Genomic DNA, 15,484 nt, shown 5'->3' on the forward strand with positions numbered 1-15,484 from the left:
GCGGATGGATTTAGCACGTTACGCCATCTGCAAACCGGTCAACATTTGGGTGCTGGTCCTGATCTGCCTGGTCGGGGGCGTCGTCGCGTTCTTCGAAATGGGCCGACTGGAAGATCCCGAATTCACCATCAAAGAAGCCATCGTCACGGTGCAGTATCCCGGCGCGACCGCACTCGAAGTCGAGCAGGAAGTGACCGAACCCCTGGAAAGCGCCATCCAGGAGCTTTCCGAGGTCAAGCAGATCCGCTCGCGCTCGATGATCGGTCTGGCGGAAATCCGTGTCGAAATCCAGGACCGTTACTCGGGTGAGCAGCTCGATCAGATCTGGGACCAGCTGCGCAGCAAGGTCGAAGATGCTCGACAACAGCTGCCTCCAGGCCTGGACCCACCGCTGGTCAACGACGACTTTGGCGATGTCTACGGCATCTTCTTTGCCCTGACCGGTGAAGGCCTGACGCTGGAAGAGCTGCATGAAGTCGCCAAGGACCTGCGCCGCGGGCTGATCACGGCGGACGGCGTTGGTCAGGTCGAACTGGCCGGCGTGCGTGAAGAGCGAATTCTGGTGGAAGTCGATCAGGCGCGCCTGGCCGCACTGAAGCTGTCTCCACAAGAGCTGGTTGCGGCGCTGACCGATGCCGACGCAGCGGTGGAAGCCGGCGGCGTGCGGGCCGGCGAATTCTTCGTCCACATCCGTCCGACCGGCGCGTTTGACTCCCTGGATGCGCTGCGTGCATTGCCAGTGGGCCAAGGCCAGCAAAGCGTCGACCTGGGCTCCATCGCCACCTTGAAACGCGAATACGCCGAACGCCCGCGCCAGATCATCCGCCACAACGGTGAGCCGGCATTGACCCTCGGCGTCAGCGGTGTGTCGGGCAGCAACATCGTCGAAGTCGGTCGTAGCGTCGAGGCGAAGCTGGAGTCCATGCAGTACCTGATGCCGCTGGGCGCCGAACTGCATCCGTTGTATCAGCAGCACAGCATCGTCAACGAGTCGGTCAACAGCTTCGCGCTCAACGTCTTCCTTTCCGTCGCCATCGTCGTCGGCGTGCTGTGCCTGGCCATGGGTGTACGCGCCGGCGCGATCATCGGCGCCGTGCTGTTTCTCACCGTGCTCGGCACGCTGCTGCTCATGTGGATCGGTGGGATCGAGCTGGAACGCATCTCCCTCGGCGCGCTGATCATCGCCATGGGCATGCTCGTGGACAATGCCGTAGTGGTCTGCGACGGCATGCTGATCGAGAAACAACGCGGCAAAAGCATTCTCGAAGCCTCTCGCAAGACGCTGCAGCAGACGCAGTGGTCGCTGCTGGGCGCAACCATCATCGGCATCCTGGCCTTTGCCGGGATCGGCCTGTCCCAGGACACCACCGGTGAATTCCTCTTCTCGCTGTTCTTCGTCATCGCCGCGTCGCTGCTGCTCAGCTGGCTGCTGGCGCTGCTGGTGGTGCCGCTGTTCGGGCACTACCTGCTCGAGCGCAAGGGCGGCAAAGAGGACGATGACACAGACGCAGACGATGCCTACAGCGGGCCGATCTACAACCGCTACCGCCGTATCGCCGGTGGAGTGCTGGGTCGCCCCTGGGTGACGCTGGGCATCTTAGTTGTGCTCACGGTCCTCAGCGTGCTGGGCTTCAGTCGCGTGCCGCAGAGCTTCTTTCCGCCGTCGAGCACACCGATCTTCTACGTGAACCTGTTCCTGCCCCAGGGCACGCACATTCGCGAGACCAGCCGCACCGCCGAGGACGTCGAGGCCTACCTGAAGCAGCTGGACGGCGTAACCGATGTGTCGACCTTTGTTGGCGCAGGTGCGTCGCGCTTCATGCTCACCTACGCGCCGGAACAGCCCAACCCGGCGCTGATGCACTTTCTGGTACGCACCGAAAATGCCGAGGTGATCGCCGATCTGGTTCGCGAGGTGAACCAGACATTGCCGGGCCGCTACCCGTCTGCTGACGCCGCCGCCGCGCAATTCATGTTCGGCCCCAACGCCGAAGCCAAGCTCGAAGCGCGGGTCAGCGGCCCCGACATTGACGAGCTGCGCCGGCTGTCGGCCGAAGGTCAGCGAATCCTTCAGGAGCAGGGCCAGGTCTTCAACATCCGCGATGACTGGCGCTCGCCTGTGCCGGTGCTGCGTCCGCGGCTGGCCCTGGACCGCCTGGCCGACGCGGGGCTGACACGCCAACAGGTGGCGCAGGCGCTGTCAGTGGCCAGCGAGGGCCAACAAGTCAGCGTGTTCCGCGAGCAGGACGAGCTGATCCCGATCCTCCTGCGCGCCACCCCGGAGGATCGCGTCGAACCAGGCGACCTGCTGCAACGGCTGATCTGGAGCCCCGCCACCCGCAGCTACGTGCCGCTGGCCCAGGTAGCGGACGGCGTCGAGGCTACGACCGAGGAGTCGATGATTCGCCGTTACGGCCGCGAACGGACCATTGCAGTCCGTGCTGAACCGCGCGACGGCGAGTACACCAACGTCGCATTCGAGCGCATTCGTCCGCTGATCGAGGACATCGAACTGCCGATCGGTTATTCACTGGAATGGGGCGGCGACCACGAACAGTCATCCGATGCTCAGCAGGCGCTGGCCAGTACGCTCGCAGTGCCGTATCTGGCGATGGTGCTGGTCACGGTGCTGCTATTTGCCAAGGTCCGTCAGCCACTGATGATTTGGCTGGTAGTACCGATGGCGCTGTGCGGCGTCACGCTCGGGCTGCTGGTGACCGGCCAGCCGTTCGGCTTCATGGCCCTGCTCGGCCTGCTCAGCCTGACGGGCATGCTGATCAAGAACGCCGTGGTGCTGGTGGATGAGATCGACCGGCAAATTGAGGATGAAGTGCCGCGTCTGACTGCCATCGTCGAGGCATCGGCTTCGCGCCTGCGGCCGGTGATGATGGCAGCGGGCACCACGGTGCTGGGCATGGTGCCGCTGCTGTTCGACCCTTTCTTCGCCAACATGGCCGTCACCATCATGGGCGGACTGGGCTTTGCCACCCTGCTCACCCTGCTGGCAGTGCCCTGCCTGTACCTGCTGTTCATGCGCGTCAAACCGGAGGAAACCTGATGCCGAGCCGATTGTCCCGCACGCCGCTGGTCTTGGCACTGGCTTTGGCCCTTGGCGCCTGCTCCAGCGTGCCGGAGCGCCCGGCGCCCGACGTGCCGGAGAGCTGGTTCCATGCGGTGCGCCAACAGCCAGCCGATGCCGAAGCGCTTGCCGACTGGTGGCAGCGATTCGACGATCCAGTGCTGACAAAGCTCGTGCGCCAGGCGCTGGAGAACAACCGCGACATCCGCCTGGCCATGCTGCGCGTCGACACCGCACGTGCGCAGTTGCGGCAGGCCCGCGCCGGTCTCTTCCCCACCTTCGATCTGCCCGGTTCGGCCAGCCGCCAGTGGATCGAGAACAACAACGAGCAGAACCCCAACAGCCCCATCGGCCAGTTCATTCCAGATGAAGACGTGATCACCTTCGATAACTGGGAATTGGCGCTACAGGCCAGTTGGGAGCTGGATATCTTCGGTGCCACCCGCGCGCGAACCGACAGTGCGCGCCAGCAGATCCGATCCGCCCAGGCCCAGGCCATTGCAGCCCGGTTGGCGGTCGCCTCGAACATGGCGCAGGGCTACATGCAACTGCGCGCCCTTGAGGGGCAACGCGCGCTTTTGGTTGAGGGGATCGAGCTGGCGAAAGGCCTCGAACACATCGCCCGCCGACTGTTCGAGGCGGGCGAGGTCACTCGGCTGGATGTCGAATCCAGCGCCGCCGAGCGCGCCTCACTGCAGGCGGACCTGGACGAACTGGAAATCAACCTGGCCGAAGCGAGGCTGGCTCTGGATACGCTGCTCGCCGAGCCACCGGGAAGCATCGCCCGGCGGCTTACAGCGGACGCCAAGGTTCCGCTGGCAGACAAGCCCATCCCGCCCGGACAACCCCTGGACCTGCTGCGAAGACGTCCGGACTTGATTGCCGAAGCGGCGCAACTGCAAGCAGCTCAACTGCAATCGCTGGCCGCCCGCCGCGATCTGTTCCCGACGCTTGCCTTGCAGGCGGCAGTCGGCCGCTCCGGGCTGGCCTTGGGCGATGCTTTTTCCACCGCCTCGAATTTCGCCCGCCTCGGTGCGACTTTCGGCCTGCCCTTTCTCGACTACCGCCGGCGCGGCGCGGCGATCGACCTGGCCGATGCAGAGGGCGAGAGCGCCTACCTGGGCTTCCAGCAGGCACTGGCTCAAGCACTGGAGGACGTGGAGCGCTCACTGGTGCGCATCGACGGGCAACAACGCCGCCTTGACTCGCTGCGCACCACCCTCCGCCATCGGGCCTACGCCTATGAACTGGCGCAGAAGAGCTATCGACTGGGCGAGGCGAACCTCAACGAGGTGCTCGATGCGCAGCGCGGATCGCTGCAGGCTCGCCAGCAGGCGTTGCAGGGACGAACCGCCCTGGCAACGTCTCAGGTGGCTTTGTTCGTGGCACTGGGTGGTGGCTGGGAGATGAAGCCGAGCGCGGTGTCGGATGCAGACAACACGAGCGAAGCGCCGGAGCAGCCGGAGCAGTAATTCTGCGACCGCCCTCCTGAGTGAACGCCGGGCGATGATCGCGAGCAAGCTCGCTCCTACGAAAATCCGACACCGACCATCTCAGTGAACCGCAGCGCGCGGAACACCCTTTGCTCTGTAGGAGGCAGCTTGCTGGCGATCCGGACTTGCACAGGCAGCCAGCATCACGCGGACGCCGAGCCATGATCGCGAGCGAGCTCGCTCCTACGAAAAGCGGACCGCGGACCAGCTCTGTAGCCGCAGGGCTCGGAACACCCATCGCCCTGTACGAGCCAGCTTGCTGGCGATCAGGACTCGCACAGGCAGCGAGCATCCGGGGGAACGCCGGGCGATGATCGCGAGCAAGCTCGCTCCTACGAAAAGCGGACCGCCGACCAGTCTTGCGATCCTCAGCGCCCGGAACCTTCGCTCTGTAGGAGCCAGCTTGCTGGCGATCAGGACTCGTACAGGCAGCGAGCATCCGGGGGAACCCTGGGCGATGATCGCGAGCAAGCTCGCTCCTACGAAAAGCGGAAAGCGGACCAATCTTGCGAACCTCAGCGCCCGGAACGCCTTCGCTCTGTAGGAGCCAGCTTGCTGGCGATCCCGACGCTCATAGGCAGCTAGCATCACGCGGACACTGAACCGTGATCGCTCCAAGGTGGGACGTTCGAGAAGGTCCCACCGTGCCCGAGATCAAGCGATCAAACCCCGCCATGCGCTGCTCAGTTACGCATCCACGGCGGCGTGGGCGGCTCGTCGCTGGGCTCGTCCGTTGCGTTGCGCAGGGCTTCCTTGCGCTCCTGTTCGGCCAGGGTCGCCTTGATTTCCCGCATCACGGCATCCAGATCCGCCGCGTCTTCCGGCTCGGCGAATTCCCCGGTGAGCTCGGATTCAGGCGTGAGCTTGCCGTCCTCGTACAGTGCCCACATTTCCTTGGCGTAGCGGGTGAATTTGAGTTCGGGCGCGAACTGCCCGAAGTAGGCGGACATGTTGCCAACGTCCCTTTCGAGCATCTCGAAGGCGTGGTTGTTACCCGCCGCATCGACTGCCTGAGGCAGGTCGATGATCACTGGCCCATGCTCATCAAGCAGCACGTTGAACTCGGAGAGGTCGCCATGCACCAGCCCGGCGCAGAGCATCTTGACCACTTCATGGATCATGAAGGCATGAAATTCCCGCGCATCATCGGGGTGCAGGTCGACGTCGTTGAGACGTGGTGCGGCATCGCCGTCTTCGCCGGAGATCATCTCCATTAGCAGCACGCCATCGAGAAAGTCATACGGCTTGGGCACGCGCACGCCCGCATCCGCCAGCCTGAACAAGGCGGCCACTTCAGCGTTCTGCCAGTTTTCTTCCTTCTCCTTGCGCCCATGCTTGGAGCCCTTGGCCATGGCGCGAGCATCGCGGCTGCTACGAACCTTGCGGCCTTCCTGGTATTTGACGGCCTGTCTGAAGCTGCGGTTGTTGGCTTCCTTGTAGACCTTGGCGCAACGTAGCTCATCACCACAGCGCACTACATAAACCGCTGCTTCCTTGCCGCTCATCAGCGGGCGCAGCACTTCGTCGATCAGCCCATCCTCGACCAACGGCTCGAGTCGTTTTGGCGTTTTCATCAGCGGCTTACAGACCCTATTTGACTATGCAGATCTGCAGGTTACGGCAATCACGAACGGGCTTCCATGCTCGCCCGCAAGTTTGAAAGCGTACTGTGGATTGGCATCAGAGCCGGCCAGGGCGGACAATCGCGCTCATTCACCCAGGGAGCACTGCAATGCTCGATTTCGACCACTGCTGGCAAGCGCTCTGCGATCGCGATCCGAGCTTCGATGGGCGCTTCGTGTTTGCCGTGCATTCGACCCGAATCTTTTGCCGTCCGAGCTGCCCGGCACGTCGTCCCCGGCGCGAGGGTGTCAGCTTCTTCAGCCACATCCACGAGGCCGAGGCCGCCGGATTCCGCGCGTGCAGACGCTGTTCGCCTCAAGGCAAGAGCCTCGCCGAACAGCTCGATGAGCTGGTAATCGCCGCCTGTCGCCTGCTGGATGAGAGCGTCGAACCGATGACCCTGGAGCAGCTGGCTGCCCGTATCGGCTTGTCATCGTCGCATCTGGCGCGCGCATTCAAGGCGCGAACCGGCCTGACGCCGCGCGCCTGGGCCGCAGCGCGCCGACGAGAGCGACTGGAAATGCAGCTGCCGGATGCCGAGTCAGTGCTTGGCGCAGCCTTGGACGCCGGCTACGGCAGCACGCGCGGCGCCTATCAGCATACTGCCGCGATCAGCCCGGCCCAGCGCCGACGCAAAGGTGCCGGCGAAACCCTGCGCTATGCCACCAGCCCGTGCCCCTTGGGGCTGCTGCTGGTGGCGGCCAGCGAAAAAGGGATATGCGCACTGTTGTTCGGAGATGAACGGCAGGCGTTACTTGAAGAACTTGGCGCCCGTTTCTCGGCAGCGCATCTGCTGCCCGATCAGGCTGGGCTCGGCGAATGGCTGCGTTCGATCATCATCCAACTGGAAGAGCCCACCCGCGCCGCGCAGCTGCCGCTGGACTTGCGTGGTACCGCATTCCAGCAACAAGTCTGGCAGGCGTTGCGGAGTATTCCGCCGGGCGAGACCCGACGTTACGGTGAGCTGGCTGCAAGCCTTGGCAGCCATCCGCGCGCTGTAGCCCGTGCCTGCGCCAGCAACCCTGTGGGGTTGCTGGTGCCTTGTCATCGCGTGGTGGGCGCCAACCAGGCACTGACCGGTTACCGCTGGGGTGTTGAGCGAAAAGCCGCCCTGCTCGACTCGGAGCGTGATGAATCGGGAGCCTGAGAGTGATTTAGCGGTCGGATGCTTCACATGCCACCGCAAAGAGCCCAGCCATGACCGAACTGAAAAGCTACCGCATTCATTACCTGATCAATGGCGAACCCGCCTCGCTGACAATGAGCGCCTTCGAAGCGCCTGCTATGGAGCAAGCCGAGCTGGAGATCCTGTTGCACCACGTCAAAGAGCCCCGCGCCAGCGTCGACGCGCCCTGGGAAATTCCCGAACGCGCCAGCGAGCACAGCCGCATGGCCGAACTGGGCGTCAGCGATATCCAGATCGAAGAAGAATCGCACCGCTGACGCACTGCCACGCACCCACTGAAGGAGAGCCAGCCTTGCCCTTGATCGACACCCACACCCATCTCGACTTCGATCCCTTCGACGTGGACCGTGGTGAGGTGCTGGACCGCTGCGCCACGGCTGGAGTCGAGCGCGTTCTGGTGCTTGGCGTGCATCAGGCGAACTGGGACAGGGTCTGGCAGATGGCATTGGACGAGCCAGCCGTCTATGCCGCGCTGGGCCTGCATCCAGTGTTCTTGCAGGATCACCGACCGGAGCATATCGACGCGCTGCGCGACTGGTTGCAGCGCTTGCGCGGCCAAGACAAGCTCTGCGCCATCGGCGAGATCGGCCTCGACTATTACATCGAAAACCCGAACAAGGATCGCCAGCAAGAGCTGCTCGAAGCACAGTTCGACTTGGCCAATGAATTTGAACTGCCGGTACTGCTTCACGTTCGCCGCGCCCACGCGCCGATGATCGCCGCCTTGAAGCGCTACAAGCTCAAGCGCACCGGCATCGCACATGCCTTCAGTGGCAGCTGGGAAGAAGCGCGGGAGTACATCAAGCTCGGCTACAAGCTCGGCCTGGGCGGCGCCGGCACCTGGCCCCAGGCGCACCGCATGCACCGTGTGCTGCAGCAACTGCCACTCGAGAGCATCGTCCTGGAAACCGACGCCCCGGACATCACACCCCACAGCCACGCCGGCCAACGCAACAGCCCTGAATTCCTCCCGGACATTTGCCGCGAGCTGGCCGAACTGCGCGGCATTAGCCCGGAAGAGCTGGCGGACGCCAGCTATCGCAACAGCTGCGAGTTGTTTGGCTGGAAGTGATCGCGCTCAGCCCAGGCCCGCTCTGCCGAACATCACCGCCTAGGCACAACGCCGATGAGCGGCAGGGTCAGACGCGGAACGCACCAATCAGTTGCTGCAGCCGCCCGACCAACTCGGTGAGCTCGCGACTTGCCTGCTCGGTATGGCCTGCGCCCTCGGCGGTGCGCTGCCCAGCCTCGTTGATCGCGACAATGTTGCGATCAATATCGTGGGCGACGGCGGTCTGTTGCTCGGCAGCCGCGGCGATCTGCTGATTCTGGTCAACGATGACACCGACCGCACCAAGGATATTCTCAAGTGCCTGCTGAACCTGGGCCGACTGGCTGACCGTTTGTTCAGCCATGGAGTGACTGGAGTGCATGGTCTTGACCGCGGCACCAACGCCACCCTGCAGGCGACCAATCATTTGTTCGATTTCTTCGGTGGATTGTTGGGTGCGCTTGGCCAGGCTGCGCACTTCATCCGCCACCACAGCGAAGCCGCGGCCCTGCTCGCCTGCGCGTGCCGCCTCGATCGCCGCGTTGAGCGCCAGCAGGTTGGTCTGCTCGGCCACGCCCTTGATGACATCCAATACCTGGCTGATGGCTTTGCTGTCGCTTGCCAGCTGATTGATCACACTGACCGATTGTTCGATCTCGGCGGCCAGGAGGCCGATGCCGCTCACCTGCGCCTCGACTAGGGTGCGACCGCTGACGGTTTCCTCATTGACACTCTGAGCGCTGCCCACTGCGGCTTCAGCGCTGGTGGCCACTTCCTGCGCGGTCGCCGACATCTCGTTCATAGCCGTAGCGACCTGTTCGATCTGTCCGCGCTGCTCGGACACCGTCTGGTTGCTCTCGCCAGAGACGGTTTCCACGCGCGAAGCCTGACGCTCCACTTCGCCGACTGTATGTCCGACGCGCTCGATAAGTTCGCGGATTTTCGACACCGTCTCGTTGAACACCTGACCCAGCTCGCCCAGCTCGTCGCGGCTTTGCACCTTGAAACGCGCTGTCATATCCCCAGCCGCCACTCGGTCCATGGTGGCACCGAGGCTGCGCAGCGATGCGCGGGTAGACATGTAGAACGCGCTGTAGAGGTAGACGATCAGTACAAACACCACTGCCAGTGCGGCCAGCAGCAGCACCATCAGTAATTGCTTCTGCTCCAGGCGCTGCTCGAGCTGGTCATCCAGGAAGGCGAGGATGGAGTCGTTGAGCGCATAGGTTTTCGCCATCTCGGCGCTGATCAGGTCGTAGAAATTTTCCCAGGGCTGATCCAGCGCCTCGGCCATGATCACCTGATCCTGAAAGATATCGCTGCTGGACTGCAGAGAGTCGCGGCTCGCCTTTGCCTGTGTATCAAGTTGGCTCTGGGCGGCGGGGCTGCTGCCCAGCACATCCTGCAGCTGGGCACCGTACTGTGCTTGCTGCTTTTCCAGCTCGAGCAGCAGGTCGTCCAGTTTGTTGCTGGCATCGGAGTTCAAATAGCCCTGACCAAAGGTGTAAGAGCCCACCGCCCGACCTTCACCGAGCGCAGCGGTGATGGTCGGCGTCGCCGAGGTCAGAAGCTCAGAGAGTAAGCGGACATCACGCTGACTGTCCTGACTCAAGCCCGACTGGCTGGCGATCAGCTTGATCATGACCTGCGCCTTGGCCAACACCGCCCGCGCCATAGCGGCTTTTGCTTGCAAGGACTGCTGCGACTGAGCCTCACGCAGTGCAGCATCGAGCTCATCCCGGCGCGCTTCGAATTCGGCGACCTGCTCAGGGTTATCGCTGACCGGCGTCAGGTTCTGCATTCGCGCAGCAAGTTCTCGTTCGGCATTGGCCAGTCGGGTGATCAGCGCCTGCACCTCACCGGTCTGGCCAATGATGCCTTCGATCTCGACCAGATCTTTCCAGTCTTCCATTTCCCGGCGTAGCTGCAAGGCCGTGCCCAGCAGTTCCAGGCTGCGCAACTCAGTGCGGGTGCCGACGAATTCCTCGTAGGAGTCGCGCACCAGATAGAAATTGGTCAGCAGCATGGGGACGAAAAACAGAACGCTGATCAGGCTGAACTTCATGCCGAAGCTCAGACGGTTCATCAGGGCAATGGCCGGATACAACAGACTTTTCAAAAGACGTCTCCCAATTTTTTGTTGTATTGCCATCAGCGTCGAGACTGCGGCAGGGCTCGTCAGAGAAGGTGCGAGAAAACTTATACGGGATATCGGACGGGGCTCATGTAACTTAAGGTAATGGCAGAGTGACACCCCGACAACTGGCAGAAGACACGCCGATTCCGGCATATCCACCGCACTTATGCGGAGCACCTATTGTGCGGAGTGTCTCTACCGAGCGCTGAGCGGCATCGACTCGCTAGCGGAATAGAATCCAGAGTGCGATCGCTGCGTACCAGAGGATGCGAGCACGCACGAGCAAGGCGGCGAGACTGTCGAGGCGCCCGATGCCCGCCTGCCCGGCGTAGGGCTCGTCAAGGTCAGCCGCCACTGGGCCGACCTCGGCCAAGAGCTGCCGAGCAGGAACACCCCAGTGCAACAAATCAGCCAGCATGGCGCGATTAGCCGCGACGAAATTGCCGACCAAGCCGAAGCTAGCCAGCAGCACCCGCACCGGTAGCCAGTCGAAGGCATGCCTGAACTGGCCCGCCCGCTCGCGTATGGCCTCGGCCTTGGCGTGCTCGATGGTCAACGCGAGCAGCCGATAGGCGAGCGCCGCCACGGGACCAAGCAGTACGTACCAGAAGATCACGGCAAAGAAGCCTTGATGGCTGCGCCAGAGCAGCTGTGCTTCCACGGCACGCAATAGGCCCGGCGCATCCGTCGTGCTGAGCCCCAGGTCACGCTCGGCGACCAGTGCTGCAGCTTCGTCATCGCCACGACGCCAGGCATCGCGGAACGGCCCGAGCTCGCGCTTGCCCTGGCCTCGACCCAGACTGTAAAGCAGCACCAGCAGATGCAGGGGCAGGCTTAGCCAGCCATAGGCCAGCGGCTCGAGCGCCATCAACAGCAGGCCAAGCAACAGCACCGGCAGCACCACCAGAAGGAACAGGCTCAGCCAAGGTTCACGCCTCGACGCCGCACCACCCTCGACGTGCTCCAGCAAGCGCAGCCAAGGCCCGTCATCCTGCACCGTTTGTCGCCAATCAGTAAGCTTATCGATGACCAGGGCCAAGAACACCACGAGAAAAATCATCTATCGAATCCTGTCAGGGCAGTTCAGGCAACGATCGAGGCCGTGCGCAAACGTTGCCAATCAAATGCGGGGCCGGGGTCGGTCTTGCGTCCCGGCGCGATATCGCTATGGCCACAGACGCGCTCCGGCGTGATCGCCGGATAGGCCTGCTGAAGCAGGCGACACAGTGAGATCAGGCTGTCGTACTGGGCTTCGCTGAACGGCTTTTCGTCAGTGCCCTCCAGCTCGATCCCAATAGAGAAATCGTTGCAACTTTGCCGGTCACCGAAACAGGAAACACCGGCGTGCCAGGCGCGCTCCAGACAAGAGACGAACTGAGTGATCGCGCCATCACGTTCGATCAGAAAGTGCGCTGACACCTGCAGGTTCGCTATTTCTCCGAAGAAGGGATGCTCGTCGCACGGCAGACAGTTCTGAAAAAACTGTTGGACTTTCCCGGTCCCGAACTGGCCAGGCGGCAGGCTGATGTTGTGGATGACCAGCAGCGAAATCTCGCCATCCGGACGCTGGTTGAAGTTGGGCGAAGGGCAATGGCGTACACCTCGGCACCATCCTGTCGCATGATCCAGCTGCATCACGGCGAAACCTGGTTGAACTGCGGGTCTGAAGGCTAGCGCCTGCAACCACCCCGCTGCAAGCAGTCAGGCTATAGCAACTCCATCGACTGCTCAGGCTATAGCAACTCCATCGACTGCTGAGGACGGCCGCGCTTCTCATCACGGCGCGAGGCCAGGCGATCAGCAAGCCGGGTTGGCTCGGGCAACCGATAGCGGGTGACGTAACGCATGACTAGTTGCGGTGCGGTTTCCAGGCTGACCCGGTTGCCCGGTGAAATGATCAGCGGACGCACCTTGTCCTTGCTGCGTAGAACCGTGCCGATCAACTTTCCGCCCTTGTCCAACAGATCGACCTGCTCGCCCCGCTGTTCGCCGAGCGCCGTATGCGTCCCGACCAGGATCTTTTTCGCGACGCCGATGGTCGGCAGCCCGGTAACGACACCCAGATGAGCCGCAATGCCAAGACCACGGGGATGAGCGATGCCATGCCCATCGGAAAAAATCAGATCGGGCGTCTGATCGAGGGAGTCGAGCGCCTGCAGCACGGCAGGCAGTTCGCGAAACGACAGTAGCCCCGGAATGTAAGGCATACAAGTCGGTATCCGCGCCAGCGCCTGCGCCAGCGGTTCGAGGGTTTCGGCATCGAGAAGCACGACCGCGGCACGGGTGATCTTGCCGCCGTCCTCGAAGCCCACATCGACGCCGGCGATCACTTTTAACGGACCGAACTCATCGGCCAGGACGACCTTGTCGGCTAGCTGGGTCTGGATTGCGCGGGCATCAGCAGTGCTTCCGCTCCAACGCTGAAGGTCAGCGCGAGGTTGCGATCTAGGTTCTGTCATGGTGGTCCTCTCAGCCTGATCTGACGGTCGCTCGCAGGTACGGTTCCACAGCCGCACCTCATTGGGACTGGACAGTCACGCGAAAAAATAAGACGCTCCTGCCGGACTGCGGCAGTTTTACCCTGCTTTATCCCAAACAATAACAATCGGAACAGCCTGATCTCGCATGCTCACCGCCCCCCCCTTGAAACGTATCAGTATTCTGGCAACAGACGGTGTGTTCGCCTCCACCCTGCTCCATGCCAAGGACTTCTTTCACATGGCCAGCCTGCGCTACGGCAAGCAGCTGGGACTCGATCTCAACCCCGCGTTCGAGACGTCATTGGTCAGCCCGGACGGGCTGTCGGTCAGTACATTCAGCGGCCCACGCATTGAAGTGGATGGAGCCCTGGATGAGGCAGACGCCGTGATCCTACCGGCGTTCTGGGGCGACTTTGACGCTATCAGCCGGCGCTATCCGCAGGTTTCGCCCTGGTTACAGGAGCGGCATGCGGCCGGCAGCGCGATCTGCGGCGAGGCCAGCGGGGCCTTCTGGATGGCTGCCGCAGGGTTGCTTGACGGCCGCGAAGGCACCACTCACTGGCGTTTCGCCCATGAATTCGTCGAACGGTTTCCGCGCGTGCTGTTCACTCAGGAAAAGCACCTGACCGACAGCGACAATCTTTACTGTGCAGGCGGCACCACGTCAGCCTGCGACCTCTATATCCATCTGGTCGAGCGCTACTGCGGCGCCCATATCGCTCAAGGCATGGCGCGGGACATCCTGTTCGAGGTCCGGCGCAACTACAATCCGGGCCGAATAGGCTTCGGCGGACAGAAGCTCCACCTGGACACCCGGGTTTTGCAAATCCAGGAATGGCTTGAGGAGCATTTCGCGGAGAAATTTCGGTTCGAAGATGTAGCGCGCGATCACGGCATGAGCATTCGCAATTTCATGCGCCGGTTCCAGACCGCCACTGGCGACAAGCCGCTGCACTATCTCCAGCGATTACGCATCGAAACGGCAAAGACTCTGCTTTCCACGACCCGAAAAAGCATCAAGACCATCAGCTACGAAGTGGGTTACGACGACGCGAGCTTTTTCGCCCGCCTGTTCCGCCAACACACCGAGCTGTCGCCGAATCAGTATCGGCAGCAGTATCGCCATAAAAGCGCCTGAGTCATAAAACACAAACGGCAAGTCGTGCGAGAAGCAGACTTGCCGCGGGTGACGCATGAGCGTTATCAGGGCTTGTGCGGGCGCGATAGATATTCGTGGGACTGCATCTCCAGCAGACGACTCAGGGTCCGCTGGAATTCGAACTCGAGCCGGCCGCCTGCATACAGGTCTTTCAACTCAACCTCGGCCGACAGGATCAGCTTGACGTTGCGGTCGTAGAACTCGTCAACCATGTTGATGAACCGACGTGCCATGTCGTCCTTGGAAACGTCCATCCGCTCGATGTTGGAAACCAGCACTGCATCGAAGATCTTGCCCAGCTCGATGTAGTCATTCTGGCTGCGCGGACCGTCGCAGAGCTCACGGAACTCGAACCAGGCCACGCCACTGGCAACCTTGCGCGCAACGATCTCGCGGTTCTCGATCATCAGAGGTTCGTTTTCCTGAACCCGGCACTTCTCTGGCAGCAAGCTGCGGAAGCTCTTTTCCAGACTCTGCTCCGCCTCGGCATCCAGTGGGAAGTGGTAGAGCTCGGCCTGTTCGAGCGCACGTAGACGGTAATCGATACCGCTATCGACGTTGACGATCTCGGTGTGCTTCTTCAACAGCTCGATCGCTGGCAGGAAGCGCGCACGTTGCAGGCCATCCTTGTAGAGCCCGTCCGGCACGATGTTGGACGTTGCGACCAAGCTGACGCCATTCTTGAACAGCTCTTCCAGCAAGGTCGCAAGGATCATCGCATCAGTGATATCCGACACGAAGAATTCGTCGAAACAGATCACCCGCGACTCATCCGCAAAGCGTTTGCCGATGATGGTCAGAGGGTTCTTCTCACCCTTGAGCGTGCGCATCTCTTCGTGCACGCGCTTCATGAAACGGTGAAAGTGCGTACGGGTCTTTCGTTCAATGGGCAGCGCGTCGAAGAAGGTATCAACCAGATAGGTCTTGCCGCGGCCTACGCCGCCCCAAAAATAAAGGCCTTTCACCGGCTCCTGGTGCTTCTTGCCGAACAGCTTGCCGAGCAGCCCGGACTTGTTGCGGTCGTCTGCGACCAGATCGTCATACAGACGCTGCAGATGACGCACCGCAGTTTCCTGGGCGGCATCGTGAAAAAAGTCGGGACGTTTCAGGTCTTCCTGATAGCGCTCAAGAGGGGTCATGGCGGGGTCTGGGTAGTGAAACGGGGCCGACACTTTAGCCGCGCCCTCGGTGGTTGGCAATTTACGCAGGTCGTTCAATTGCTGGAGCCTCGTATGAGATCAGCAGAGAAGCGCCGACTGTACTGCGATCGGCGCAT

Annotated in this window: 12 protein-coding genes and 1 pseudogene; 6 read left to right on the forward strand and 7 right to left on the reverse strand. The window is 62.1% G+C overall.

From position 1 onward, the window contains the following. Positions 1-4: 4 nt before the first annotated feature. Both ACQKEK_RS06015 and ACQKEK_RS06020 read left to right on the forward strand, forming a co-directional pair. The gene (locus tag ACQKEK_RS06015) at positions 5-3,058 is read left to right on the forward strand and encodes an efflux RND transporter permease subunit (protein WP_499141576.1); all 3,054 of its coding nucleotides are present in this window, start codon (positions 5-7) and stop codon (positions 3,056-3,058) included. Continuing rightward, complete coding sequence (locus tag ACQKEK_RS06020) at positions 3,058-4,551, forward strand: efflux transporter outer membrane subunit (RefSeq protein ID WP_499141578.1); 1,494 nt, start codon at positions 3,058-3,060, stop codon at positions 4,549-4,551. The genes ACQKEK_RS06015 and ACQKEK_RS06020 overlap by 1 nt, the downstream gene beginning before the upstream one ends. A 704-nt stretch (positions 4,552-5,255) precedes the next feature. Here the strand turns inward: ACQKEK_RS06020 and ACQKEK_RS06025 are convergent. Beyond that, a complete protein-coding gene (locus tag ACQKEK_RS06025) occupies positions 5,256-6,146 on the reverse strand; it encodes a PA4780 family RIO1-like protein kinase (RefSeq protein ID WP_499141580.1) in 891 nt (296 codons plus the stop codon). A gap of 158 nt (positions 6,147-6,304) precedes the next feature. On the opposite strand from ACQKEK_RS06025, the gene ada reads away from it, so the two are divergent. From ada to ACQKEK_RS06040, 3 genes are read left to right on the forward strand one after another with little or no spacing between them, the layout of a single operon-like run. Further along, the gene (ada, locus tag ACQKEK_RS06030) at positions 6,305-7,342 is read left to right on the forward strand and encodes a bifunctional DNA-binding transcriptional regulator/O6-methylguanine-DNA methyltransferase Ada (protein ID WP_499141582.1); all 1,038 of its coding nucleotides are present in this window, start codon (positions 6,305-6,307) and stop codon (positions 7,340-7,342) included. Positions 7,343-7,392: 50 nt separating this feature from the next. Further along, on the forward strand, positions 7,393-7,638 hold the full coding sequence (locus ACQKEK_RS06035; RefSeq protein ID WP_499141584.1) for a hypothetical protein: 246 nt from the start codon (positions 7,393-7,395) through the stop codon (positions 7,636-7,638). A 35-nt stretch (positions 7,639-7,673) separates the two neighbouring features. After that, positions 7,674-8,453: a TatD family hydrolase gene (locus ACQKEK_RS06040; RefSeq protein WP_499141586.1), complete on the forward strand. Its 780-nt coding sequence runs from the start codon at positions 7,674-7,676 to the stop codon at positions 8,451-8,453. 67 nt (positions 8,454-8,520) lie between these two features. Here the strand turns inward: ACQKEK_RS06040 and ACQKEK_RS06045 are convergent, their stop codons facing one another. From ACQKEK_RS06045 to nfi, 5 genes and pseudogenes are all read right to left on the reverse strand, one after another. Next, the gene (locus tag ACQKEK_RS06045) at positions 8,521-9,234 is read right to left on the reverse strand and encodes a methyl-accepting chemotaxis protein (protein WP_499142214.1); all 714 of its coding nucleotides are present in this window, start codon (positions 9,232-9,234) and stop codon (positions 8,521-8,523) included. A 141-nt stretch (positions 9,235-9,375) separates the two neighbouring features. Next, positions 9,376-10,722 (reverse strand): annotated as a pseudogene (locus tag ACQKEK_RS06050) (HAMP domain-containing protein); the annotation flags it as partial. 70 nt (positions 10,723-10,792) lie between these two features. Next, entirely contained in the window at positions 10,793-11,629 is an 837-nt protein-coding gene (ampE, locus tag ACQKEK_RS06055) for a regulatory signaling modulator protein AmpE (RefSeq protein ID WP_499141588.1), read from the reverse strand. 23 nt (positions 11,630-11,652) lie between these two features. Continuing rightward, positions 11,653-12,204: a 1,6-anhydro-N-acetylmuramyl-L-alanine amidase AmpD gene (gene ampD / locus ACQKEK_RS06060; protein ID WP_499141590.1), complete on the reverse strand. Its 552-nt coding sequence runs from the start codon at positions 12,202-12,204 to the stop codon at positions 11,653-11,655. 98 nt (positions 12,205-12,302) lie between these two features. Beyond that, the gene (nfi, locus tag ACQKEK_RS06065; RefSeq protein ID WP_499141592.1) at positions 12,303-13,028 is read right to left on the reverse strand and encodes a deoxyribonuclease V; all 726 of its coding nucleotides are present in this window, start codon (positions 13,026-13,028) and stop codon (positions 12,303-12,305) included. Between the two features lie 166 nt (positions 13,029-13,194). Between nfi and ACQKEK_RS06070 the strand changes: the two genes are divergently transcribed. After that, positions 13,195-14,187 (forward strand): GlxA family transcriptional regulator, encoded by a 993-nt coding sequence (locus ACQKEK_RS06070; protein ID WP_446697532.1) that lies wholly within the window; start codon positions 13,195-13,197, stop codon positions 14,185-14,187. 65 nt (positions 14,188-14,252) lie between these two features. On the opposite strand, the gene zapE is transcribed toward ACQKEK_RS06070, so the two are convergent. Then, complete coding sequence (gene zapE / locus ACQKEK_RS06075) at positions 14,253-15,347, reverse strand: cell division protein ZapE (protein WP_045424478.1); 1,095 nt, start codon at positions 15,345-15,347, stop codon at positions 14,253-14,255. Positions 15,348-15,484: the final 137 nt, after the last annotated feature.

Source organism: Pseudomonas sp. NPDC077408 (assembly GCF_050269105.1).
GTDB lineage: Bacteria > Pseudomonadota > Gammaproteobacteria > Pseudomonadales > Pseudomonadaceae > Stutzerimonas.